We start from the raw sequence: 22,621 nt of genomic DNA, 5'->3' as shown, positions 1-22,621 counted from the left end.
AAGCGGTCACCGTTGATGTGTGAACTCTTCCGCCGACTCAAGCAGCCAGTGCGCGAAGCTGTCGGCAAAGCCGCGAAACATTGCGATCTCATAGGTCGGGGCATCGTCGATCTGCCAAAGGATGATGCCGACGTGATTGGCATGCGTGATCGCAACCCCGTTGCCTTTGAAAGCGCGCGGATGCAAATCTATCGGCACGCCCTTGGCCAGCACATCCCTGGAACGCGGACCGGATATTCTAACGACGGCGCGCGCATCAGATTGGTCGACGACCGAACTCAAACCATCGAGCAACGGCTTGAGCTCGACTTCGATATCGCGGCTCTGTCCGCGCTCGGCGATCGCCATCCACTGATCCGGGCCGGCCCAAACGAACGCAATGTCCTTGCCTTCAACGCGCTGAGGGGTGTCGGGAAGATCGACGCCATACCGCTCGCGGATCGCCGCTTTCAGTTGATCCTTCTTGCCTTTGAAGGCTGCGAAGCTCGCCAACGTCAGAGTCTCGCGCACATCAATGGCCAGCTCGGACGTCTTTACCGGCTTCCAGTTTGTGAAGGCGGAGCGTGCCGCCAGTGTTTGGCTAACCACGGACTTTCGTTCCTTCTGGATCAACGAAGCAAGGAGAGATGACTTCGACAAGCGTGTCCTCGCCACGCAAGGGATCATAAGCGCGAAGAATTTCGCCCAGGCGCTCCGGTGCACGCTTCAGCAAGCCAAGGCCGACCCAGTGCCCCAACGTTGGGGAGTAAGCGACGGACGTCATATGCCCGTCGTCGGTGCTCGGCTTTACTTCGACGTCGCGCGCGACGAAATGAGCGCCTGATCTGAGACGTTCCGATCGATCGACAGGGCGGAAGCCGGTAAGCGATGGTCGATTGGGGTCGAGAAGTCCTGGGCGAGTTCCCAGTACGCGACCAATGAAGTCCTTCTTCGTGGAGACCATGCCGCCGAGTCCCAGATCTCTCGGTGTCGTCGTGCCGTTCAGCTCAGGGCCGCTGACGTGGCCCTTTTCGATGCGCATGATGCCCAGCGCTTCGCTTCCATAAGCACATGCGCCGAATTCCTGACCCGCTTCCATAAGCCGGCGGATCATCGAGTCACCGTATCGCGCGGGAACGCCGATCTCGTAAGCGCGCTCGCCGGAGAAAGAGATCCGATAGAGACGCGCCTTGACGCCGCCGCAAACCTTGATCTTCCCAACCTTCATGTAGGGGAAGCCGGCGTCGGAAATATCGAACTCGGGATCAACGATCTTGCGCAGCAGATCGCGCGATTTCGGACCCGCGACGGCATATTGCGCCCACTGCTCGGTCGCCGAAATCATGTGCACGTCGAGTTCCGGCCACAGCCACTGGTGGCAATACTGCATGTGCTGGAACACCTTCACCGCGTTCGCCGTCGTGGTGGTGACGAAGTAATGGTTCTCATCAAATCGGGCGACGGTGCCGTCGTCCATGAAGATGCCGTCCTCGCGCAGCATGCCGCCGTAACGGGCCTTGCCGACCGCCAGCGTCTTCATGCCGTTCATGTAGACCTTATCAAGGAACGCTCCGGCATCGGCCCCTTGCACATCGATCTTTCCGAGCGTCGAGACGTCGCAAATGCCGACTGCGCTTCGCACAGTGTTGACCTCGCGCGTCACCGATGCGAGCCAATCGGCATCACTAGGCCGCGGGAAATAGCTTGGGCGAAGCCACAAGCCCGTTTCGACGACGTTTCCGCCCTGCTCTTTCGTCCAGGCATAAGACGGCGGCAGACGCGTCGCCTTGAATTCCTTGCCCCGGTGATGTCCCGCGAAGGCGCCAAGCGCAACCGGTGTATAGGGCGGCCTGGCCATCGTCATTCCGGTTTCCGGAATCGACTTCTTTGTCAGCTCAGCCATGATCGCGAGAGCGTTGACGTTGGCGGTCTTGCCCTGGTCGGTCGCCATGCCAAGGGTCGTGTAACGCTTCAAGTGTTCGACGGAGCGGAAGCCCTCACGCTCCGACAGTTCGATGTCGGACGCCGTGACGTCGTTCTGCTGATCGACGAAAGCCTTGCCGCGCGTCGCGGGCACGCGCCAGAGCGGCGAAATGCTGACGCCTTCGTCCTTGGCGCGCGGAACAGAAGTTGCAGCGGCCTTGAATCCAGCCGCCGTGGCCGCGGTGGAGCCGGCTGCCGAGCCTAACTCAAGAGCGCTTCTCAGCCCGAATGTGCCCCCGGCAGATCCAGCTACGGACATACCTGCCGGGAGCACGCCCGGCGTGAAAGTCGAAAGTTCGTCATTCCAAACGGGCTTGCCGCCCAGATGCGTCGTCAGCTGGATATTTGGGTTCCAGCCTCCAGAAACCGCGATCAGATCGCAGTCCAATTTCACCTCTTCGCCGCTGCGCGTACGAATGACGGCGCCGGTTACATGTTTTTTGCCGATGGCGTCCGTAACGACGCCGCCCGAAATCAACCGCGTTTCGGCGGCGCTCGCAATTCCGCTGATCAGCTCGGACGGTTGCGGGCGAGAATCGACCAGCGCAACGACTTCAACGCCGGCGCGATCGAGTTCCGTGACCGTCGTCGCCGCGTAGTCATTGTTGGCGAAGACCACGGCTTTCTGCCCCGGTAGGACGCCATACCGATTGAGGTAGGTACGAACCGCACCCGCCAGCATGACGCCCGGACGATCATTGCCGCCGAAAACAATCGGCCGCTCCGTAGCGCCAGAAGCGAGTACCGCGTGCTTGGCGACGATGCGCCAGAGCCGTTGGCGCGGCTGGCCTGACGGCGCTGTTGCAAGATGATCGCTAACACGCTCAACGGCGCCATAGGTGCCGCCGTCGTAGGTACCGAAAACGGTCGTGCGGCGCAGGATGCGCACGTCTTTCATTGCGGCGAGTTCGGCTTCGACAGCAGCCACCCATTCGGCCGGCGCCTTGTCGTTGATCGGGGCGTTGTCGTCGATGGCGCGGCCGCCGAGTGCGAAATTCTCGTCGGCCAAAATCACGCGGGCGCCAGACTTGGCTGCGCTTAAGGCCGCCGCCAGTCCGGCAGGGCCACCGCCGATGACCAACACGTCACAGAATGCATTCGCCTTCTCGTAGGTGTCGGGATCGGCCGCATCGGATGCGCGGCCGAGACCCGCGGCCCGGCGGATGGCGGGCTCGTAAAGTTTCTCCCAGAAAGCCGCCGGCCACATAAACGTCTTGTAGTAGAAGCCCGCGACAAAGACGGGTGAGAGCAGCGAGTTGATCGCCATCACGTCGAAATTCAACGACGGCCAACGGTTCTGGCTCGAGGCTTCGAGGCCATCGTAGAGCTCGACCATCGTCGACTTGGTGTTGGCTTCCCGGCGCGCGCCAGTGCGCAACTCAACCAATGCGTTCGGCTCTTCCGAGCCTGCGCTCAAAATTCCGCGCGGCCGATGGTACTTGAACGAGCGGCCGGTCAGCCTGATGCCGTTGGCGAGCAACGCCGAGGCAAGTGTATCGCCGGGGTGGCCGGTAAAATTCTGGCCGTCAAACTCGAACCAGATCGTGCGGCTTCTGTCGACGAGACCACCCGACGGCAAACGATATTGTTGCGACGCCATCATGCGTTCTCCTCTGTTACGAGATCGCGTTTGCGGGCAACCTCGCGTGCGAGTTCAACCGATGTGATCGCGTGGGTTGCGATGCCCCGAGTGACGACGAGCCAGGCGTGGCACCCTGCCGCGTGAAACCAAAGCTCACGGTGCAGGCCCGGTGTGTTTGTCCGCTCGTAAACATATTTGACAAAGTCGTTCATCGCGTCGGGAGCAAGAGCGTCCGGCCGCGTGACCGAGGCATCACCGTGATAAACGAATTCATCGAGGCCGCGTTCGCCGCAGCACGGACAGTTGATTCGCATCGTCCGAAGCCCTTTCGTCGAAGTCTGTTCAGTGGAGGTTGGGATGCGGTCCCACGCCCTTTTCGTCGATGGCGTGTCCGGTTGCGAACCTGTCGAGGCGATATGGGACGGCGACGGGATGAGGTTCATCACGCGCGATCAGATGCGCAAAGCACAACCCGGAGGCCGGGGTGGCTTTGAAGCCGCCGTAGCACCAGCCGCCATTGAAATAGAGACCGTCGATCGGCGTGCGGTCGATGATCGGACTGCCGTCCATCGACATATCCATCAGGCCGCCCCATCCGCGCAGAAGACGCACGCGGCCAATTCGGGGCATCAGCGCCATGCCACCTTCGCAGACGTCCTCGACGACCGGAAGGTTGCCGCGTTGCGCGTAGCTGTTGTAGCCGTCGAGATCGCCGCCAAACACCAAACCGCCCTTGTCGGACTGGCTGATGTAGAAATGCCCGGCGCCGAAGGTCACGACGCCATCGATGAACGGCTTGATCGATTCCGTGACGAAAGCCTGCAAGACATGACTTTCGATCGGCAATCTCAGGCCGGCCATGGCGGCGACGCGCGAAGAGTTTCCGGCGACCGCCATTCCGATCTTCTTGGCGCCGATAAACCCTCGGGATGTCTCGATACCGGTTACGCGGCCGCCTTCTCGCCTGAAACCCTTCACTTCGCAGTTCTGAATGATATCAACGCCGTGCTGGTCTGCAGCGCGCGCGTAGCCCCACGCCACGGCATCATGACGAACCGTACCGCCCCGCCTTTGCAGCAGTCCGCCGCGAACCGGGAAGCGTGCATTGTCGAAGTTCAGAAACGGCACCATCTTGCGGACGGCTTGTTCGTCGAGAAGTTCGGCGTCAACGCCGTGTATGCGCATCGCGTTGCCTCGCCGGGCGAAAACATCGCGCTGGCCGTCGGAGTGGTAAAGATTGAGCACGCCACGCTGGCTGACCATGGCGTTGTAATTGATGTCTTGCTCGAGGCCTTCCCAGAGCTTCAAAGCCTGCTCGTAGAATGGGATATTGCCGGGCAGCATGTAGTTCGACCGGACGATCGTCGTGTTGCGGCCAACGTTGCCGCCACCGATCCAGCCCTTCTCGACGACCGCAATTCGCGACAGTCCAAAATTCTTGGCAAGGTAATAAGCAGTCGCTAGGCCGTGTCCGCCGCCGCCGATGATTACGATGTCGTAGTCCGATTTCGGTTGGGCATCCCGCCAAGCCGGACCCCAGCCGGTGTGGCCGCGCAGGGTCTCGCGGAGCACTGAAAAGATAGAGTAACGATTGGTCGGCATCCAATTCGCTCCTTGGCGGCAGCTTGTGACCTAGAATTTAGAGACCGGCGGATTGTAGTATATATAAGTCTTACTTATACTATGGCGATGAGCGACAAATCCCACAATCTGCCGTTTGATCTGCGATCGCTAGAAATCTTCCTGGCGGTTTGCGAGGCCGGAGCCATGGCGGCGGCGGCGCGCGAGCTGGGGCTGACCCAACCAGCGGTCTCGCTTGCCATCGCCGAGCTAGAGCGGAAAACCGGCACCAGCCTTTTTGATCGGACCGTCCGCCCCCTGGCCCTGACATTGGCTGGGGGACTGATGCGTCAGCGGGCAAGCGCGCTCATTGCCGATGCTCGACAAATCGCGCCACTCTTGCGTGAGACCAAGCACGGCAAGGTTCCGTTGATCCGAGTGGGACTGGTGGATTCTCTCAGCCGCGCCCTCACCGTGCCGCTCTCCCAGTATCTTGCCTCGCGCGCCGATGAGGTTTCGATCCTCTCCGGCCTGACCGCCACGCATGCGAGCGAGCTTCTAACGCGCCGGCTCGATCTGTTTCTCGGCGTCGACGATTTGGAAGAATTGCCGGGACTTGAAAGATGGGAACTCTTCAGGGAGCCCTACGTGCTGCTCATGAGCAGCCGGAACGGCGCCGTTCGCAGCGTTTCGGAGCTCAAAAAACTGGCCAATGCCGTTCCGCTCATTCGCTTCAGCGGCCGGTCGCAGACAGGACTGGAAATCGAACGCCATTTACGGCGGCTCGGCGTCGATATTCCGAATTCGTTCGAGTTTGATAGTCCTTACGCAGTCGCGGCGATGGTCGCGGCCGGGCTTGGTTTTGCGATTACGACACCTGTTTGCTTTGCCGAATCCCAGGTTTCAAGCAAAGGCCTTCAAATTGCGCGGCTGCCGGGTCCCCAGATCAATCGCAAACTGACGATGGTGGCGCGCTACAGGGAGCTTGGAAACATCCCGCGCGATCTCGCAGATGCCGTGAGGAAGGTGATGGCCGGGACGGGTATCAGCGGATTGACGATCGGCGAATGACGCGGCAGCCGTCCGCGTTCGGGAACGCGTCCATCATCGATTGGACGGATGGCGCCTCATCCAGGCGGTGTACTGGATTCTGGCGAGCTTGTAGGCATCGGGGATCGACAATGCCCAGACGAACAGGCCGCCGGCAGCGCGCCCGATGAACGAGCGCTCGGGCGTGGTCGTATACCAGGTCACAAGAGCAAGAAGCAGGGTGAAGAATGCGAAGCCCAAGCCTCTCTGCGGCTGCCCTACCGCAACATGGCCAGCGCCCGGAAACAAAATTGCCAACACGAGAACGACGTAGGGATTGATCGGCGGCCGGTCATTGGAGTTGCTCATGCGGCAGGAGCCTCAGCCGAGCCGGTGAGGGCGAGGCTCAACTCATCGAGATAGGCGAGAAGTCTCGCAAAGTCCGAACGAGTCACGCGCGCATCGTCGAATACGCACTGGCGCAAAATCAAGTGCTCGCCGCGGCGACCTTCGCTGGCTTGCCAAACGAGGCGCAGGCCTTTTTTCGTGACACCGACTTCCTTTACTTTGGGATCGGCGAGAATTTTTCCGATGATCGGGCCGACGCGATCGAGATGTCGCTGCGCAGACGGGCTGTTACCCCGTACCAGGATTTCAGCAGGTAGTCCCGCCGGTGGCTCCAACCGATGTTCGTAGCCCGTCGTCAGTGAATAGAATTCCGTTCCTGATGGCCGCACAAGGACGGCAAATTCGGAATTGTCAGGCCGGGGCTCGATCCGGCTTAAGGAGAGCCAGAGTTGCGGCAACCGCTTGATCGTCATCGTGTCCGGAATGAGTTCGGCACGAACGTAGCGGCCCAGGTGACGGCCCTCGAGGTTGGGAAATCCATCGCCGCAATGATTGATGCTGCTCCGTTCGAGCAACCCGGCGCTTTGATCGAGGAGATCGCGTCGCTTTTCTCGAAGTTTGGCATGGTCCCGCATGCCCATGAACGCGATGAGGGCTAAGCCCAGCACCCCTACAAAAATCGAGGCGATCGATAGCAAGGAATTATCCGCTCATTGTTGATTGGCCAGAGTCTCAGTCTGCTAGCTTCGAAAAACAGAATGTAACAAAACGAAGCGGCGGGACGCGAGTCCCGCCGCTTCGAATTTTGAACTCAGTAGCCCACAGGGCGAGGCCACTGCATCGAGAACTGATCGCCACGGCGAACGAAGCGGTAGCGATGGAAGTGGAACCATATTGAGGCGACCGCAAAGAACAACATCATCGCGACGAGCTGCGTTCCGTAGCCCAGGAACACGGCAAAGTACGTGACCGAGCAGAGAAGGAGCAGCACGAGAGCCGGCAGCGGGTGGAACGGATGAATATACCCGCGTTTGATCCTATCAAGCGGCCACTTCTTACGGAACATGATCACATTGAAGGACATGTACGTGTAGCCGAGCAGGCCCGACAGGATCGAGAACGTGATGACCTGATCGAGTGGTGCGAAGTACGCGAATATCAGCGCCACAGGAACAAGGAACACGATCGACCGGAACGGCGTTCTGTTTTTTGGATGAACAGCACCGAACCAAGTCGGGAGATACCGGTCGCGCCCCATCGAGAACCATGCCCGGGAGGCATCGTTGATGCAGCCGTTGGCCGACGCCATCGTTGAGAACATGGTGCCGACAAACAGGAGGATCATCAACAGCTTCGAGTCAGTCAGTCGAGCGGCATCAAACAATGGCGTAATCGCCTGCCCGAGATATTCCCACGGCATCAACCCGGTGCAAACGTACCAAGTCATTGTGGCCGCCAGAAGCAGCGTGATGATGCCTGACATCGTGCCGAGCGGCAGAGACCTAGCGGGAGACCGCACTTCTTCGGCCGCTTGGCACGTACCCTCTATGCCGAGGTAGTACCAAAGACCGAAGTGCAGCGAGGCTATGACGCCGATGAAGCCATACGGCAGTCCGTTTAGAAGGTCGCTGTGCTTGAGCATTTCCGTCGACCATGGCCTCACCCATGCGAACAAAATTATGATGGCGACAAATGCAATTGCCGTGAGGACGAGGTTGAACGTCAACGTCGCGTAGACGCCCCGGTAGTTAAGCCATGCCAAGAACATGATCGTGAGCACGATGAATGGCTTGTCATGGACATTCTCAAAGCCCGCCATGCTGCCCACTGTTTGCACAAGGTAGCCAAGCGTGATGGCGTTGGCCGCTTCGAGCATGGTGTAGGCAAACACAAGATACAGACCGACATTGAAGGCCATGACCGGGCCAACGATGTGTTTGGCCTGGGCATATTGGCCGCCTGCCGCGGCGACCGTCGACGTGACCTCGGAATCGATCATGGCGACGCACGTGTAGAGAAGACCTGCGAACCAGCAGGCAATAAGGGCCGCTATTGCACCGCCCTTTCCGACCGCGAAATTCCAACCCATGTATTCGCCGACGAGAACGATACCGACACCGAGGGCCCAGATGTGAGCGGGACCAAGGACGCGGAGTAGCGAGATCTTCTCGCCGTGTACGACTGTTGTCTGGCTCATCGATGTCCCCCCTGGTGGTCTGGATCGATGACGAGCGCCTCCTCGATCTCACCTTCTTTCGAAGACGTGAGAACGTCTTCCGAATAAGCACGATTTGTCTTGATCAAATCGATCAGCATGTAGAGGCCGAGAAGCACAGATATGCCCCACGCGGCGTATTCGAGCATTTGAAAATTGTTCATTCCCGTGCCTCACTTCTTGCCGAAGCGTTCAGATATGACGTCGGCGTACTCAGTTTTCGAAAATCGAAAGAGGAGTACGAAGTAGCCGACAACGACGAGCGCTGTGATGACGAGTTCAATGACGCTGAAGCTGTAATCAAACCGCGATGTGATCATGCTTGCGGCGGTCTCGGGAGTGAACCCGAGCTTTTCCCACTGACCCTGTTGCACAGCATTCTGACCCAGGCCTATCCAGGTCGTCTTGTCTGCAACGGCGAGTTCCGTCTTACCGCCGCCGGCCAAACCCAAGTAGAGCGGCGCAAAGAGGGCAATTAGAACCAAAGCCAAAAGGAAGAGACTATCGAAGAATTGGCCGATCGCGGATTGCGTCGGCGGCTCATAGTGTGAATCTGCCATGGGACGCTCCGCTATTTGCTGGATTGCTTCTGTGCAAGATCGAGATAGTGCAAATCGAGGCCGTAGATCTCATGCCGGTCCTCACTCAAATGCGCGACCATGGCGAAAATGGAGGCCGTATTGAAGAGAAGAACCAGTCCGCCGCCAATCGCCAGCGCCCAAGTGACCTCGGGGGTCGACGTGTACGGATAGACTTCATAAAACACGAATGCGTATAGGAGCCACAGCAGCCCGAGTGCGGCCAACGACCAAAATCTGTCGCCCGAAAACAAGCCTGCTATTCTTGGATCAATCTGACGTTGCTGCATTGCCATCCTCCGTCTCCTCGTTTTTTTACCCCGTTCCGAAATGACCTTCTGGCGGGTCATTGTTCCATCTGCGGTCAGACACCATCAGATTGGATACGAGCCCTTCGCTCAGTGACTTGACTGAGGTTCGCGACCGTCGCAGAAAATACGCGACATTTTGTCAGAGTCAACAAATTTGCTTCTAAAGAAAAAATGTTGCGGCTGAGTAGCCGGGTTTTTGACGTGTCCGACGATCCTCCATCGAATGAGAAGCGAGCGGAAGAAAGGCGATTTGATCAAGCACCTTTAGCTCGATAAACAATGTGTTATAGTCACTTGCGCAGCCGCTTGCCGCCGGCGACTTGGAGTGCCGGCCCGTTGGCAAACCGGCTGTTGATGACTGCCATTGTCAAGAAATATTTTTTATCCAAGGACGTCTCATGCCCCGCCCCCCAGCCTTGAAAGTTTTGCATTCAGGCTGTTGAGCGAATGCGGTAAGCGGGAGGTGCCGTTAGCGTGGGGCAAGGCGTTGGTTGCAATCAAAAATCGGGATGGGCGACGAATGGTTCAGAAGGCTAAACCTCAAACTCAACCGTCGCAAAAATCTCTGGCAACCGGATCGGGGGCTCCGGAGGCCGGTGCGCGCACCCTCGAGGATGCCATTGGCGCCCAGGTGCGCGATTTCAGAAAGGCTGCCGGACTGACGGTTTCCGAGCTCGGCGCAGCCGCCGAAATTTCAACCGCGATGGTGTCAAAAATTGAGAACGGGCAAATTTCGGCGTCGCTTTCCGTTTTGCATCAACTGGCTGCAGCTCTGAATTTGCCGCTGACAATGCTTCTCGCGTCTTTCGAAGGCCGTCGGGGATGCTCGTTTGTAAAGAAGGGCAAGGGGCCCATCATCAAACGGAGGGGCACGAAGGTTGGGCATGAGTACCAACAGTTAGGTCAGTCTGTCAGCGGAACGATCGCCTTCGAGCCTTACCTGATCACCCTGAGCAAGGATGCCGTGCCCTACACGCAGTTTCGGCATGAAGGTCTCGAACTCATTTATATGCTTACCGGCGAAGTCAACTATCTTCACGGAGAGAACAGTTATCGCATGGAGCCGGGTGACTGCATGCTGTTCGACTCTGCCGAATTTCACGGCCCTGAAACGCTGACCAAACTTCCGGCGACGTACCTCTCTATTATTGTTTATCAAAGAAGGTAGCGGATTGCAGATACGAGGACGTCGACTTCGACAGCGCCCGCCGTTCCGCTGAACGCCGGGCGCTTTGCGACGACGCGCCAGTCGGTGCCAATTCTGATTTACGCAGTGTTCTGCGATCGACCGGTTACGCTCTTCGTCCGGAATTTAGGCGCGCACCGACGGCCATCCCAGCAATCTTGCTCGCGTGAGCAAGAACCGATTGTCTTCATTCCGTCACGTTCGCAATCGTATCCGAGACGGCTTATTGCGGCGCAAAATTTTGTTGAGCAGGAAGAAAATTTGTTTCTCAATGATTGACAGTGAATTTCGCCTGCGATAGTTTGTCTGCAACTGGAAGCAACAGATGGGCAGGCCAAAATGTGTGGAATTGTCGGTCTTTTCTTAAAAGACAAAGCGTTAGAACCGCGGCTCGGCGCTCTCACCAATCAAATGCTGACGACGATGTGTGATCGGGGGCCGGACTCGGCTGGGTTCGCGGTCTATGGAACCCCCACCGACGGCAAAGTGAAAATCACATTGCAGTCGCCCAATCCCGACGCAGACTTCAAGGACATCGAAGCTTCGATCTCCAAAGCGATCGGCGGCAACGTCAGCTTGTCGGTGAAGTCGACGCACGCCGTGCTGACGGTTCCCGAGCAGAAAGCTGACGAGGCCGTGGCTGCAATCCGGGCGCTGCGCCCCTCGGTGAGCGTGATGGCTACCGGTGCTTCGATCGAGATCTACAAGGAAGTCGGTCTTCCGACCGATGTGGCGAAGCGCTTCGATCTTTCGGGTATGAAGGGTACGCACGCCATCGGCCATACGCGTATGGCGACGGAGTCGGCGGTGACGACGCTCGGCTCGCATCCGTTCTCGACCGGATACGACCAGTGCCTCGTGCACAACGGCTCGCTTTCCAACCACAACAATTTGCGCCGTGAACTTCGTCGCGAAGGGATGACCTTCGAGACCCAAAACGACACCGAGGTTGCCGCAGCCTATCTCACATCGCGCATGAAGCAGGGAATGAACCTCGGCGAAGCTCTGACCAAAAGCCTCGACGATCTCGACGGCTTCTTCACATTCGTCGTTGGTACAAAGAACGGCTTCGGCGTTCTGCGCGATCCGATCGCCTGCAAGCCGGCAGTCATGGCGGAAACCGATCAGTACGTTGCATTCGGCTCGGAATTTCGCGCGCTGGTGAATTTGCCTGACATCGACAAGGCCAAGGTTTGGGAACCGGAGCCTTCAACCGTCTACTTCTGGGAACGCTGAAACAAATCTAGGAAACCGCTCCATGCGCAAGATTGATCTAGCGAAGACGCCCCTTCGCGATTTGAATCAAGACCTACACCGCCAGTCGGCGGGCACGAACGAGCCGGACTGGGAGATCGTCAATTCGATGGGCTTCCACGCCGTCGCTGCCGGTGTCGACGCGCCGATCAACATCAATATCCGGGGTAGCGTCGGCTACTACTGCGGAGGAATGAATAAGCAGGCCTCGATAACCGTGCACGGATCGGCCGGACCTGGCGTCGCCGAAAATATGATGTCGGGCAATGTTCGGATAACCGGAGACGCCAGCCAATACGCCGGCGCGACGGGACATGGCGGAATGCTTTTGATCGAAGGCAACGCCGCGTCGCGCTGCGGTGTTTCGATGAAGGGCATCGACATCGTCGTCAAGGGCAACATCGGCCACTTGTCGGCGTTCATGGCGCAGAGCGGCCACCTTGTGGTTCTCGGCGACGCGGGCGATGCGCTCGGCGATTCCATCTACGAAGCCAAGTTGTTCGTGCGCGGAAAGGTGAAAAGCCTCGGCGCCGATTGCATCGAGAAGGAAATGCGCCCCGAGCATCATGACGCCATCAAGAAGCTGCTGAAGCGGGCCGGAATTACCGACGTCAAATCGAGCGAGTTCAAGCGCTACGGCTCAGCGCGCAAACTCTACAACTTCAACATCGACAACGCGGATGCTTACTGATGTCATATCATAACCCCCCGACGACGCCTCGTAAGTCTGCGACGTTTGACGATTACACGCTGTCGGAGATCCGGCGCGCCGCGCAGACAGGCATCTACGACATCCGCGGCGCCGGCGCCAAGCGCCGGGTGCCCCACTTCGACGATTTGCTTTTCCTTGGCGCGTCGATATCGCGGTATCCGCTGGAAGGGTATCGCGAGAAGTGCACCAGCAATGTCGTCTTGGGAACGCGGTTCGCCAAGAAGCCCATCGAACTCAAAATTCCGATCACCATCGCGGGCATGAGTTTCGGCGCTCTGTCGGCCCATGCCAAGGAAGCACTTGGCCGCGGCGCTTCGATCGCCGGAACGTCGACGACGACCGGCGACGGCGGCATGACGCCTGAAGAGCGCGGGCAATCGAAGACACTCGTCTACCAATATCTGCCGTCGCGTTACGGGATGAATCCTGACGATCTGCGCAAAGCCGACGCCATTGAAGTCGTCGTCGGTCAAGGCGCCAAGCCCGGCGGCGGCGGTATGCTGTTGGGTCAGAAGATATCCGATCGCGTCGCCGCGATGCGTAATCTTCCCAAGGGCATCGACCAGCGGTCCGCTTGCCGGCATCCGGACTGGACGGGGCCTGACGATCTCGAGATCAAGATCCAGGAGCTTCGCGAGATCACCGACTGGGAAAAGCCCATCTACCTGAAAATCGGCGGCACGCGCCCGTACTATGACACTGCACTGGCGGTTAAGGCTGGCGCGGACGTTGTCGTGCTCGATGGCATGCAGGGCGGCACCGCCGCAACGCAGGAAGTGTTCATCGAGAACGTCGGTCTGCCGACGCTGGCGTGCATCAGACCTGCTGTGCAGGCGCTGCAGGATCTCGGCATGCATCGCAAGGTGCAGCTCATTGTATCGGGCGGCATCCGCAATGGTGCAGACGTTGCAAAAGCACTGGCACTCGGCGCCGATGCAGTTTCAATCGGCATCGCGGCTCTGGTTGCACTTGGCGACAACGATCCCGCCAACGAGGAAGAGTACCAGGCACTTGGCACCACGGCCGGCGCTTACGACGACTGGCATGAGGGCAAAGATCCGGCAGGCATCACGACGCAGGATCCCGAACTGATGTCACGCTTCGATGCGGTCAAGGGCGGTCGGCGCCTTGCAAACTACCTGAAAGTCATGAACCTCGAGGTTCAGACGATCGCAAGAGCGTGTGGACATAACAGTGTCCACAATCTCGAGCCGGAAGATCTTGTCGCCCTGACACTTGAAGCGGCGGCAATGGCACGGGTGCCGTTGGCAGGAACAACATGGATTCCAGGAAACGGCGGTTTTTAATCGCCGATTTTTTTTGAATAAGAAGTCAAGAATTCTCCAAAAAAACTAGGGAAATGCTCATGACTCAGGACCTCGCAACGATCTTTAAGGAAGCCGAAAAAGCGAAAAATCTCAAAACCCCCGGGGAGACGCCCATGTCTCAGGATCTCGCTACGCTGGCGAAAGAGCGCGGCATCAAGTATTTTATGATTTCCTACACGGACCTCTTCGGCAGTCAGCGTGCAAAGCTCGTTCCGGCTGTGGCCATCGCCGATATGCAGAAGGATGGCGCTGGTTTCGCAGGTTTTGCGACGTGGCTCGACCTGACACCAGCCCATCCGGATCTATTCGGCATGCCGGATCCTTCGTCCTTCATCCAGCTTCCGTGGAGAAAAGAAGTCGCCTGGGTCGCGGCCGACTGCATGATGGAAGATAAGTACGTCGACCAGGCGCCGCGCGTCGTACTCAAGAAGCTCATGGCCGATGCGGCCAAAGAAGGTCTCTATATCAAGACCGGCGTGGAGTGCGAATTCTTCCTGACGAAACCATGCGGAACCATGATCTCGGACGACGCGGATACCGCAACGAAGTCCTGCTACGATCAGCAGGCACTGATGCGCCGCTTCGACGTCATCTCCGAAATTTGCGACTGCATGCTGGAGCTCGGATGGGGCCCCTACCAGAACGACCACGAGGACGCCAACGGCCAGTGGGAGATGAACTGGAACTTCGACGACAGCCTCATCACCGCAGATCGTCATGCGTTTTTCAAATTCATGGCGAAGGCAATTGCTGAGAAGCACGGCTTGCGCGCGACGTTTATGCCCAAGCCGTTCATGGGGCTAACCGGCAACGGTTGCCACGCGCACATCTCGGTCTGGGACAAGACCGGCAAGACAAATATGTTCTACGATCCCAGCGATGAGATGGGCCTGTCGCAGCAGGGCTACCATTTCCTCGGCGGCATCATGAGGCACGCCGAGTCGCTCTCGGCCATCACCAACCCCACCGTCAACTCCTACAAGCGGATCAATGCGCCGCGCACAATCTCGGGCGCGACGTGGGCGCCAAACTCCGTCACCTGGACGGGCAACAATCGCACGCACATGGTACGCGTGCCGGGCAAGGGTCGCTTTGAACTTCGGCTGCCTGACGGCGCGGCGAATCCATACCTTCTGCAAGCCGTGATCATTGCTGCTGGCCTCAGCGGCATCCATAAAAAGGCCGACCCCGGCAAGCGGCTCGATATCGATATGTACCAGCACGGTCATACGGTGACGGATGCGCCGAAACTACCGCTCAATCTGCTCGATGCCCTTCGGAACTTCGACAACGATGCAGAGCTGAAGGAGATGCTCGGCGAAGAATTTTCCAACGCCTATCTGAAGATGAAGAGGACCGAGTGGAACGCGTATTGTTCGCATCTGACGCAGTGGGAGCGTGACAACACGCTCGATATCTGATGGCTCGTACGGTCGGCCTCTAGGAGGCCGACCGACAAGCATCACGTAGTGGAAACGAACTGTCCTCCGCCGTTGGGAAACAATGCCCCAACGAATCATCGACACCGGCGCCCAACGATCGCCGCACAAGGTCAGCGCACCGGCGATCACCTCGTTCACCAGTGGGGCCGGGCACCAAAGGTGGCCGGAATATTCTCAACAATTGAAAGCAGACGACCACGCGATAACGGATGTTCGCGATGCCGGGCTGGCTTCCGAGCTATATCGTGGCCGAGACGATCGTGCGCCGCCTTGCGAGCACGGAATTGGATTTCGCGAGCATCACCAGCTGGATGAATTCGCCCTCGGCTTTCCCAAGCATACGCTCCATTGCGACGACCGCCTGAGAGCCGGCCGCAGCGCAGCGGTATACCGTTTTCCTTGTTTCTCCGCCGGCGTGGCGTCGCGGACCCTTGTGAGGGTTTCGCGGTTCGCGCGTTTGCTTCCCTAGCCCTGCCGGCCGTCTTTCCGGAAGCGAGGGAACGCAGCAAATTCCTGCCAGATTGACTTTGTCTGAGGAAAATGGCGCGAGAGACGGGACTTGAACCCGCGGCCTCCGCCGTGACAGGGCGGCGCTCTAACCAACTGAGCTACTCCCGCAATCCAGAAAGCGACGGGCGCCACTTGGAGCGCCCGTTGTCACAGGCGTCGGAATACGTGATGCCCGCCCGTCCGTCAAGCTGCAGATCGGCCGCTGAGGCGCGAACGCCCAGCCTATCTGCTTTACCCGCGAACGAAGTCGCGCTTGCCAATCTCAAGGCCGTTGTGCCGCAGGATGTCGTAAGCGGTTGCGCAATGGAAATAAAAATTCGGGAACGACACGTGCAGCAGATAGTCCTGCCCGGTAAGCGTCACCTCCTTGCCTCCGACATTTACCGTCAGCTGTTTCGTCTCCGATCCATTCAGCTGTTCCGGCTTCACATCCGCAAGAAGTGCGAGTGTCTTGGCGATACGCTGTTTGATCTCGGGCATTGTCGTCTCGGTGTCCGGGAAGCTCGGAACCGGAGTTCCGGCAAGTCGCGCCGGAGCGGCCTTAGCAAAGTCCGTCGCCAACTGCACCTGACGGGTGAGATTGAACATATCCGGGTAAAGCCGGGCCGCGAGCAGCACCGAGATATCGATCTTTTTCGCGGCGGCGTATTCCGTCGCCTTGTCGAGAATCGCGTCGAGCGCGGTCAGTTGCTTCTGAAACGTCGGTACGGCGATAGCATACATCGAGACGGCCATGGTCTTTATTTCCCTCGGAATGATGTGTGGAGCGATGACGGTCGGTGAGACGGCTAGGTACCGTACGCGATGCGGATATCCGCGCCGAGCGGAGCGGCCACCGCGATTCTTCGGCACTGGCGGCCGGCTCCCCGCAGGGGAGTCGCCAGCGCCAATCAGAGATGGTGGGCGGTGAGGGGATCGAACCCCCGACATCCTCGGTGTAAACGAGGCGCTCTACCGCTGAGCTAACCGCCCGAAGCAACTTTCTGCTAGTCGCTCAATCGCAGACTGTCAAAACAAAGACGCGCGCGGCTTGTCGCTGCGCGCGTCCGGCTAGACATCAAAGCAGAACAATCAGTTCAGCGCGTCCTTCAGGCCCTTCGCAGGGGTGAACTTCGGCACGCGCGACGCCGGGATCTGGATCGTCATACCGGTTGCCGGGTTACGCCCCTCGCGCGCCTTGCGGTCGGCGACCTTGAATGTTCCAAAATCCGGAATGCGTACTTCGTGGCCGTCCTTCATTGCTGCGCGAATATGCGCAAGCACAGCGTCGACGGCAACGCTCGCCTTTTCCTTCGTGAGTTCGCACTCCCTGGCGACGGCATCAATCAAATCTTTTTTGCTCATGTGAATCGGTCCTCTAATTTGGGAGAGTGGGCTTCAGCTCAGGGCGCGAAGCCCGAGGCGGCCACATCGGGGGAAACACCGGCCGCGCATGACCGGCTAAAAGCGCTCAAACGCATCGTCCGTCAAGCGCAAATCGCCCGTATTTCCGCATAAATGCGCGTCAAAATGCTCGCAATCGCCACAACAAAAAACCCCTGCGCAGAGCATGCGCAGGGGCAATTTCCGTTCACCAATCGGTGACCGATTTCAGATCGGCGCAACGTTAATGCGCCGTGATGCGCGACCCGCCCTTCTCTCTTTCTTTAGCTTCGAGAGCTTCGGCTTCGGCAGCTTCATCATACGTGATGGCTTCCGGCATGCGGATCAACGCGATCTTCAGCACGTCTTCGACACGCGCCACCGGAATGATGTCCATCTTCGTCTGCACTTCCGTCGGAATTTCCGCCAAGTCCTTGGCGTTCTCCTCTGGGATGATGACCGTCTTGATGCCACCGCGCAGCGCCGCAAGGAGCTTTTCCTTGAGGCCACCGATCGGCAACACGCGACCGCGCAGCGTGATCTCGCCCGTCATCGCCACGTCCTTGCGGACCGGGATGCCGGTCAGGACCGAGATGATGGCCGTCGTCATCGCAACGCCGGCAGAAGGTCCATCCTTCGGCGTGGCGCCTTCAGGTACGTGTACGTGGATGTCGCGCTTCTCGAACAGGCTAGGGTGGATGCCGAAGTCAATCGAGTGCGAACGCACGTAGGCGTTTGCAGCCTGGATCGACTCCTTCATCACGTCGCGCAGGTTGCCGGTGACGGTCATCCTGCCCTTGCCCGGCATCATGACGCCTTCAACCGTCAACAGTTCGCCACCTACCTCGGTCCACGCAAGCCCAGTCACGATGCCGACCTGATCTTCAAGTTCGGCTTCGCCGTAGCGGTACTTCGGCACTCCGAGGAAGTCGTGGACGTTCTCGGCGGTGATGACGATCGACGTCTTCGACGACGTCAGAATCTCCTTCACGGCCTTACGCGCCAGCTTCGCGATTTCACGCTCGAGCGAACGGACGCCCGCTTCTCGCGTGTAGCGGCGAATGACTTCCTTCAGTGCGCCGTCTTCAACCGTCCACTCGCCGGCATCGAGGCCGTGCGCAGAATACTGCTCCGGCATCAAGTGGCGTTTGGCGATTTCGAGCTTTTCATCCTCGGTGTAGCCCGCAAGGCGAATGATCTCCATGCGGTCCATCAAGGCGGGCGGAATGTTGAGCGTATTCGCCGTCGTCACGAACATCACGTTCGAGAGGTCGTAATCGACCTCAAGATAGTGATCGTTGAACGTCGCATTCTGCTCAGGGTCCAGCACTTCGAGCAGCGCCGCCGCCGGATCGCCGCGGAAGTCCTGACCCATCTTGTCGATCTCGTCCAAGAGGAAAAGCGGGTTCGTCCGCTTTGCCTTTTTCATCGACTGGATGACCTTGCCGGGCATCGAGCCAATGTAGGTACGGCGATGACCGCGGATTTCCGCTTCGTCCCTGACGCCGCCCAGCGACATGCGCACAAATTCGCGACCCGTCGCATTGGCAATCGATTTGCCAAGCGAAGTCTTGCCGACGCCGGGAGGACCGACGAGGCACAGAATGGGCCCTTTCAGCTTATTCGTACGCGCCTGTACGGCGAGGTACTCGAGGATGCGCTCCTTGACCTTGTCGAGGCCATAGTGCTCCTGATCGAGGATCGCTTGCGCTTCCGCGATGTCCTTCTTGATCTTGCCCTTGATGCCCCATGGGATCGAGAGCAGCCAATCGAGATAGTTGCGCACGACCGTCGCTTCGGCCGACATCGGCGACATCTGCTTGAGCTTCTTCAGCTCCGCCAGCGCCTTGTCCTTGGCCTCTTTCGACAGCTTCGTATTCTCGATTTTCTCCTCGAACTCGGAGATGTCGTCGCGCTCGTCGGAGTCGCCAAGTTCCTTCTGAATGGCCTTCATCTGCTCATTCAGATAGTACTCGCGCTGCGTCTTCTCCATCTGGCGCTTGACGCGCGAACGGATCTTTCGCTCGACCTGAAGGACCGAGATTTCGCTTTCCATCAGCGTATAGACGCGCTCGAGCCGCTCGGAAATGCTGGCGGTTTCCAGCACGTCCTGCTTGTCGGAAATCTTCACGGCGAGGTGCGACGCGATCGTGTCGGCGAGTTTGGCGTAGTCCTCGATCTGGCCGACGTTGCTCAAGACCTCGGGGGAGACCTTCTTGTTGAGCTTCACGTAGCTTTCAAATTGCGTCACGACCGAACGCGCGAGGGCTTCGAGTTCGTCCTTGGCGCCGGGCACTTCGGCGACACGTTCGACCTCAGCTTCGAAATAGCTGGTGTTGCTGGTGTAGCGCGTGATCCTGGCGCGCGCGTTGCCTTCAACCAGGACCTTCACGGTTCCGTCCGGCAGCTTCAGAAGCTGCAATACGGACGCGAGCGTTCCGATCTCATAGATCGCATCCGGAGCCGGATCGTCGTCGCCGGCGTTCTTCTGGGCCGCGAGCAGGATCTGCTTATCGGCGCGCATGACCTCTTCGAGTGCCGCGATCGATTTCTCGCGGCCGACGAACAGGGGCACGACCATGTAAGGGAAGACCACGATGTCCCGAAGCGGAAGGACTGGGAACAGCTCCTTGCCGCTGGCCTTTTCTTTGGTCTTTTTCTCTTCGCTCATTTCAATACCTATCGCCGAGCGCTGAAACTCTTTTCAAAGCCTACCAACGCATTGCACGCATCGTTCCACTTTAGGAGCCACGCTTCCCGCCCCTTTTGTGGCGACGTTGGCGTGCTCGTGAGCGCGAGCGTGGGGGAACTCAAGAGCCAAATTCCGGAACTGTGAATAAATCCCCGGTCGGCCGCTTAACGCCACCCTTCGAACAAATGGGGACCATCGCCCCGCTTCGCAAGTGTCGGGACCGGCCCCTCCGGAAGGGCCGGCAGTCGCTTCCCGCATCAGCCCGCCGAGCCCTTTTCTTCAGCTCGATCGGAATAAATCCTGAGGGGCTTCGCCGAGCCTTCGACGACCTCGGGACCGATCACAACTTCTTCTACGCCCTTGAGGGTCGGCAGATCATACATCGTGTCGAGCAGGATGCCCTCCATGATGGATCTGAGACCACGGGCGCCGGTCTTGCGCTCGATTGCCTTACGCGAGATAGCCTTCAACGCGTCGAGCGTGATGGCCAGCTTCACGTCCTCCATTTCGAAGAGGCGCTGGTACTGTTTGACGATGGCATTCTTCGGCTCGGTCAGGATTTGAACAAGCGCACCTTCGTCGAGATCTTCGAGCGTCGCGATTACCGGCAAGCGGCCGATGAATTCGGGGATGAGGCCGAACTTCAACAAATCCTCCGGCTCGACGTGGCGCAGGATTTCGCCTGTGCGCCGCTCATCGGGCCCGGTGACCTTGGCGGAAAATCCGATCGAGGAACCCTTGCCGCGCCGTGAAATGATCTTTTCGAGACCCGCAAACGCGCCGCCGCAGATGAACAGGATGTTCGTCGTATCGACCTGCAGGAATTCCTGCTGCGGGTGCTTGCGACCGCCTTGCGGCGGAACGGACGCGACGGTGCCTTCCATGATCTTCAAGAGCGCCTGCTGCACGCCCTCGCCCGATACATCGCGCGTGATCGATGGATTGTCTGATTTGCGGCTGATCTTGTCGACTTCGTCGATATAGACGATGCCGCGCTGAGCCCGCTCGACGTTGTAATCGGCCGACTGCAAAAGTTTCAGAATGATGTTCTCGACATCTTCACCGACGTAGCCGGCTTCGGTCAGCGTGGTTGCATCAGCCATCGTGAACGGCACGTCGAGGATTCGCGCCAGCGTTTGCGCCAGCAGCGTTTTACCCGAGCCGGTCGGACCGACGAGCAGAATGTTCGACTTCGCCAGCTCGACGTCGTTGTTCTTCGATGCGTGATTGAGCCGCTTGTAGTGATTGTGAACGGCGACCGACAGAACGCGCTTGGCGTGATACTGGCCGATGACATAGCTGTCGAGAACACCACAAATCTCCTGTGGTGTCGGAACGCCATCGCGCGATTTGACGAGGGTGTTCTTGTTCTCCTCGCGGATGATGTCCATGCAGAGCTCGACGCATTCATCGCAGATGAATACGGTCGGACCGGCAATCAGTTTGCGGACCTCATGCTGGCTCTTGCCGCAAAAGGAGCAGTAGAGAGTGTTCTTCTCTTGAGCCATTTCTTCTCACCTTCAATGCAAGATCCATCGCTTCTTCGATGTTCTTGCTTTGGCCCGCTGTTCACTGCCAACGTTCGGCGACTAGAAAACTCCGAACGAACATCAGCACGCTACCGTTCAGCAGATCAACATTGGATTAATGGAACGCACCCGGCCGCACCTCGCAAGCGGCGGTATTGCCACAGTCAGGCGGACGTGCAGGCAACACCGCAATTCACGCTTAAAATTCACCAAACGGCGGCGGCGGGTGTTGGGCATTTGTTCTCGTTATTGATCGACGGCGGCGCAGCGTTGCAATCTGCCGCGGTGCGACAATTGCGTTGCTGCTGCACCTATCAAGTCGCCGCCTTGATATCGAACACGCCCGCTTCGGTTTCATCCCGGCTTTGCAGAACCTTATCGATGAGTCCGAAGTCACACGCCTGCTCCGCCGTGAGGAAGTAGTCGCGATCGAGCGTCTTCTCGATCATCTCGTAGGTCTGGCCGGTGTGCTTGACGTACGCTTCGTTGAGCCGCCGCTTCATCTTGATGATGTCCTCGGCGTGGCGTTCGATATCGGAAGCCTGACCGGAGAAACCGCCCGAGGGCTGATGCACCATGACGCGGGCGTTCGGCAGCGCGTAGCGCATGCCCTTCTCACCAGCGCAAAGAAGCAACGACCCCATCGACGCCGCCTGACCGATGCACAACGTCGCAACCGCAGGCTTCACGAACTGCATGGTGTCGTAGATCGCCATGCCCGCCGTGACGACACCGCCCGGCGTATTGATGTACATCGAAATTTCTTTCTTCGGGTTCTCGGACTCGAGAAACAGAAGCTGCATGCAGATCGATGCCGCCATGTGGTCCTCGACCGGACCGGTGACGAAGATGATGCGCTCTTTCAGCAGGCGCGACGGCAGGTCGTATCCGCGCTCGCCGCGCGTCGTCTGTTCGACCACCATAGGCCAGAACGTGTTCGTCACGGTGTTGACAGGATCGCGCATTGCTTCGTCTTTCCTCGTTTCAGCCGCACGGCCGTCTCGGCCGGCGGTCAGAGTCG

22 protein-coding genes and 2 tRNA genes are annotated in these 22,621 nt (G+C 58.8%); 7 read left to right on the top strand and 17 right to left on the bottom strand.

The annotated features are described in order from the left end of the window. Positions 1-6: 6 nt before the first annotated feature. The 4 genes from VN623_RS11320 to VN623_RS11305 are packed head-to-tail and all read right to left on the bottom strand — an operon-like array spanning position 7 to position 5,146. Complete coding sequence (locus tag VN623_RS11320; RefSeq protein WP_325571091.1) at positions 7-588, bottom strand: sarcosine oxidase subunit gamma; 582 nt, start codon at positions 586-588, stop codon at positions 7-9. Continuing rightward, a complete protein-coding gene (locus VN623_RS11315; RefSeq protein WP_325571090.1) occupies positions 581-3,565 on the bottom strand; it encodes a sarcosine oxidase subunit alpha family protein in 2,985 nt (994 codons plus the stop codon). The genes VN623_RS11320 and VN623_RS11315 overlap by 8 nt, the downstream gene beginning before the upstream one ends. After that, complete coding sequence (locus VN623_RS11310; RefSeq protein WP_325571089.1) at positions 3,562-3,858, bottom strand: sarcosine oxidase subunit delta; 297 nt, start codon at positions 3,856-3,858, stop codon at positions 3,562-3,564. Before VN623_RS11310 ends, VN623_RS11315 begins: the two co-directional genes overlap by 4 nt. A gap of 28 nt (positions 3,859-3,886) precedes the next feature. Next, positions 3,887-5,146: a sarcosine oxidase subunit beta family protein gene (locus tag VN623_RS11305; protein WP_325571088.1), complete on the bottom strand. Its 1,260-nt coding sequence runs from the start codon at positions 5,144-5,146 to the stop codon at positions 3,887-3,889. Positions 5,147-5,233: 87 nt separating this feature from the next. Between VN623_RS11305 and VN623_RS11300 the strand changes: the two genes are divergently transcribed. Beyond that, positions 5,234-6,175 carry a LysR family transcriptional regulator gene (locus VN623_RS11300; RefSeq protein ID WP_325571133.1) on the top strand — a complete coding sequence of 314 codons (942 nt, stop codon included), beginning with the start codon at positions 5,234-5,236 and terminating at the stop codon, positions 6,173-6,175. A gap of 33 nt (positions 6,176-6,208) precedes the next feature. Here VN623_RS11300 and VN623_RS11295 read toward each other — a convergent pair whose 3' ends face one another. The 6 genes from VN623_RS11295 to VN623_RS11270 all read right to left on the bottom strand — a co-directional run bounded on the left by VN623_RS11295 (position 6,209) and on the right by VN623_RS11270 (position 9,570). Continuing rightward, positions 6,209-6,502, bottom strand: a complete 294-nt coding sequence (locus tag VN623_RS11295; RefSeq protein ID WP_325571087.1) for a hypothetical protein — start codon at positions 6,500-6,502, stop codon at positions 6,209-6,211. Then, a complete protein-coding gene (locus VN623_RS11290; protein ID WP_325571086.1) occupies positions 6,499-7,179 on the bottom strand; it encodes a hypothetical protein in 681 nt (226 codons plus the stop codon). Before VN623_RS11290 ends, VN623_RS11295 begins: the two co-directional genes overlap by 4 nt. A 113-nt stretch (positions 7,180-7,292) precedes the next feature. Beyond that, positions 7,293-8,678 (bottom strand): APC family permease, encoded by a 1,386-nt coding sequence (locus VN623_RS11285; RefSeq protein ID WP_325571085.1) that lies wholly within the window; start codon positions 8,676-8,678, stop codon positions 7,293-7,295. Continuing rightward, positions 8,675-8,860, bottom strand: a complete 186-nt coding sequence (locus tag VN623_RS11280; RefSeq protein ID WP_325571084.1) for a hypothetical protein — start codon at positions 8,858-8,860, stop codon at positions 8,675-8,677. The genes VN623_RS11285 and VN623_RS11280 overlap by 4 nt, the downstream gene beginning before the upstream one ends. A gap of 9 nt (positions 8,861-8,869) precedes the next feature. Next, the gene (locus VN623_RS11275) at positions 8,870-9,256 is read right to left on the bottom strand and encodes a hypothetical protein (protein ID WP_325571083.1); all 387 of its coding nucleotides are present in this window, start codon (positions 9,254-9,256) and stop codon (positions 8,870-8,872) included. Positions 9,257-9,267: 11 nt separating this feature from the next. After that, the gene (locus VN623_RS11270; RefSeq protein WP_325571082.1) at positions 9,268-9,570 is read right to left on the bottom strand and encodes a hypothetical protein; all 303 of its coding nucleotides are present in this window, start codon (positions 9,568-9,570) and stop codon (positions 9,268-9,270) included. 535 nt (positions 9,571-10,105) lie between these two features. Here VN623_RS11270 and VN623_RS11265 point away from each other — a divergent pair. The 6 genes from VN623_RS11265 (at position 10,106) to VN623_RS11240 (ending at position 15,872) form a co-directional block, all read left to right on the top strand. Then, on the top strand, positions 10,106-10,753 hold the full coding sequence (locus VN623_RS11265; RefSeq protein WP_325571132.1) for an XRE family transcriptional regulator: 648 nt from the start codon (positions 10,106-10,108) through the stop codon (positions 10,751-10,753). Positions 10,754-11,110: 357 nt separating this feature from the next. Further along, positions 11,111-12,007: a glutamine amidotransferase family protein gene (locus VN623_RS11260; RefSeq protein ID WP_325571081.1), complete on the top strand. Its 897-nt coding sequence runs from the start codon at positions 11,111-11,113 to the stop codon at positions 12,005-12,007. 22 nt (positions 12,008-12,029) lie between these two features. Further along, positions 12,030-12,716 (top strand): GXGXG domain-containing protein, encoded by a 687-nt coding sequence (locus tag VN623_RS11255; protein ID WP_325571080.1) that lies wholly within the window; start codon positions 12,030-12,032, stop codon positions 12,714-12,716. Continuing rightward, positions 12,716-14,044, top strand: coding sequence for an FMN-binding glutamate synthase family protein (locus VN623_RS11250; protein ID WP_325571079.1), 1,329 nt, complete (start codon positions 12,716-12,718; stop codon positions 14,042-14,044). Before VN623_RS11255 ends, VN623_RS11250 begins: the two co-directional genes overlap by 1 nt. Before the next feature lie 134 nt (positions 14,045-14,178). Beyond that, a complete protein-coding gene (gene glnT / locus VN623_RS11245) occupies positions 14,179-15,486 on the top strand; it encodes a type III glutamate--ammonia ligase (protein WP_325571131.1) in 1,308 nt (435 codons plus the stop codon). A 239-nt stretch (positions 15,487-15,725) separates the two neighbouring features. Then, positions 15,726-15,872, top strand: coding sequence for a hypothetical protein (locus tag VN623_RS11240; protein ID WP_325571078.1), 147 nt, complete (start codon positions 15,726-15,728; stop codon positions 15,870-15,872). 176 nt (positions 15,873-16,048) lie between these two features. Here the strand turns inward: VN623_RS11240 and VN623_RS11235 are convergent. The 7 genes from VN623_RS11235 to VN623_RS11205 all read right to left on the bottom strand — a co-directional run bounded on the left by VN623_RS11235 (position 16,049) and on the right by VN623_RS11205 (position 22,565). Next, positions 16,049-16,125 (bottom strand) — tRNA-Asp (locus tag VN623_RS11235). 123 nt (positions 16,126-16,248) lie between these two features. Beyond that, a complete protein-coding gene (locus VN623_RS11230) occupies positions 16,249-16,752 on the bottom strand; it encodes a DUF1993 domain-containing protein (RefSeq protein ID WP_325571077.1) in 504 nt (167 codons plus the stop codon). A 162-nt stretch (positions 16,753-16,914) separates the two neighbouring features. Continuing rightward, positions 16,915-16,989 (bottom strand) — tRNA-Val (locus VN623_RS11225). A gap of 99 nt (positions 16,990-17,088) precedes the next feature. Next, complete coding sequence (locus VN623_RS11220) at positions 17,089-17,361, bottom strand: HU family DNA-binding protein (RefSeq protein WP_325571076.1); 273 nt, start codon at positions 17,359-17,361, stop codon at positions 17,089-17,091. Between the two features lie 262 nt (positions 17,362-17,623). Then, positions 17,624-20,050 carry an endopeptidase La gene (gene lon, locus VN623_RS11215; RefSeq protein ID WP_325571075.1) on the bottom strand — a complete coding sequence of 809 codons (2,427 nt, stop codon included), beginning with the start codon at positions 20,048-20,050 and terminating at the stop codon, positions 17,624-17,626. Between the two features lie 278 nt (positions 20,051-20,328). Beyond that, entirely contained in the window at positions 20,329-21,579 is a 1,251-nt protein-coding gene (gene clpX / locus VN623_RS11210; protein ID WP_325571074.1) for an ATP-dependent Clp protease ATP-binding subunit ClpX, read from the bottom strand. 335 nt (positions 21,580-21,914) lie between these two features. Beyond that, positions 21,915-22,565 (bottom strand): ATP-dependent Clp protease proteolytic subunit, encoded by a 651-nt coding sequence (locus tag VN623_RS11205; protein ID WP_325571073.1) that lies wholly within the window; start codon positions 22,563-22,565, stop codon positions 21,915-21,917. Positions 22,566-22,621 lie beyond the last annotated feature (56 nt).

Origin of the sequence: Hyphomicrobium sp. (genome assembly GCF_035572195.1) — a bacterium.
GTDB lineage: Bacteria > Pseudomonadota > Alphaproteobacteria > Rhizobiales > Hyphomicrobiaceae > Hyphomicrobium_B.
This window is presented reverse-complemented; position numbering and strand designations above follow the sequence as displayed.

What these genes read in the sequence shown, in the direction of transcription:
- VN623_RS11315 (WP_325571090.1), bottom strand. Translation starts at nt 3,565, where the DNA reads ATGATGGCGTCGCAACAATATCGTTTGCCGTCGGGTGGTCTCGTCGAC.
- VN623_RS11310 (WP_325571089.1), bottom strand. Translation starts at nt 3,858, where the DNA reads ATGCGAATCAACTGTCCGTGCTGCGGCGAACGCGGCCTCGATGAATTC.
- VN623_RS11305 (WP_325571088.1), bottom strand. Translation starts at nt 5,146, where the DNA reads ATGCCGACCAATCGTTACTCTATCTTTTCAGTGCTCCGCGAGACCCTG.
- VN623_RS11300 (WP_325571133.1), top strand. Translation starts at nt 5,234, where the DNA reads ATGAGCGACAAATCCCACAATCTGCCGTTTGATCTGCGATCGCTAGAA.
- VN623_RS11295 (WP_325571087.1), bottom strand. Translation starts at nt 6,502, where the DNA reads ATGAGCAACTCCAATGACCGGCCGCCGATCAATCCCTACGTCGTTCTC.
- VN623_RS11285 (WP_325571085.1), bottom strand. Translation starts at nt 8,678, where the DNA reads ATGAGCCAGACAACAGTCGTACACGGCGAGAAGATCTCGCTACTCCGC.
- VN623_RS11280 (WP_325571084.1), bottom strand. Translation starts at nt 8,860, where the DNA reads ATGAACAATTTTCAAATGCTCGAATACGCCGCGTGGGGCATATCTGTG.
- VN623_RS11275 (WP_325571083.1), bottom strand. Translation starts at nt 9,256, where the DNA reads ATGGCAGATTCACACTATGAGCCGCCGACGCAATCCGCGATCGGCCAA.
- VN623_RS11270 (WP_325571082.1), bottom strand. Translation starts at nt 9,570, where the DNA reads ATGGCAATGCAGCAACGTCAGATTGATCCAAGAATAGCAGGCTTGTTT.
- VN623_RS11265 (WP_325571132.1), top strand. Translation starts at nt 10,106, where the DNA reads ATGGTTCAGAAGGCTAAACCTCAAACTCAACCGTCGCAAAAATCTCTG.
- VN623_RS11260 (WP_325571081.1), top strand. Translation starts at nt 11,111, where the DNA reads ATGTGTGGAATTGTCGGTCTTTTCTTAAAAGACAAAGCGTTAGAACCG.
- VN623_RS11255 (WP_325571080.1), top strand. Translation starts at nt 12,030, where the DNA reads ATGCGCAAGATTGATCTAGCGAAGACGCCCCTTCGCGATTTGAATCAA.
- VN623_RS11250 (WP_325571079.1), top strand. Translation starts at nt 12,716, where the DNA reads ATGTCATATCATAACCCCCCGACGACGCCTCGTAAGTCTGCGACGTTT.
- glnT (WP_325571131.1), top strand. Translation starts at nt 14,179, where the DNA reads ATGTCTCAGGATCTCGCTACGCTGGCGAAAGAGCGCGGCATCAAGTAT.
- VN623_RS11240 (WP_325571078.1), top strand. Translation starts at nt 15,726, where the DNA reads ATGCCGGGCTGGCTTCCGAGCTATATCGTGGCCGAGACGATCGTGCGC.
- VN623_RS11230 (WP_325571077.1), bottom strand. Translation starts at nt 16,752, where the DNA reads ATGGCCGTCTCGATGTATGCTATCGCCGTACCGACGTTTCAGAAGCAA.
- VN623_RS11220 (WP_325571076.1), bottom strand. Translation starts at nt 17,361, where the DNA reads ATGAGCAAAAAAGATTTGATTGATGCCGTCGCCAGGGAGTGCGAACTC.
- lon (WP_325571075.1), bottom strand. Translation starts at nt 20,050, where the DNA reads ATGAGCGAAGAGAAAAAGACCAAAGAAAAGGCCAGCGGCAAGGAGCTG.
- clpX (WP_325571074.1), bottom strand. Translation starts at nt 21,579, where the DNA reads ATGGCTCAAGAGAAGAACACTCTCTACTGCTCCTTTTGCGGCAAGAGC.
- VN623_RS11205 (WP_325571073.1), bottom strand. Translation starts at nt 22,565, where the DNA reads ATGCGCGATCCTGTCAACACCGTGACGAACACGTTCTGGCCTATGGTG.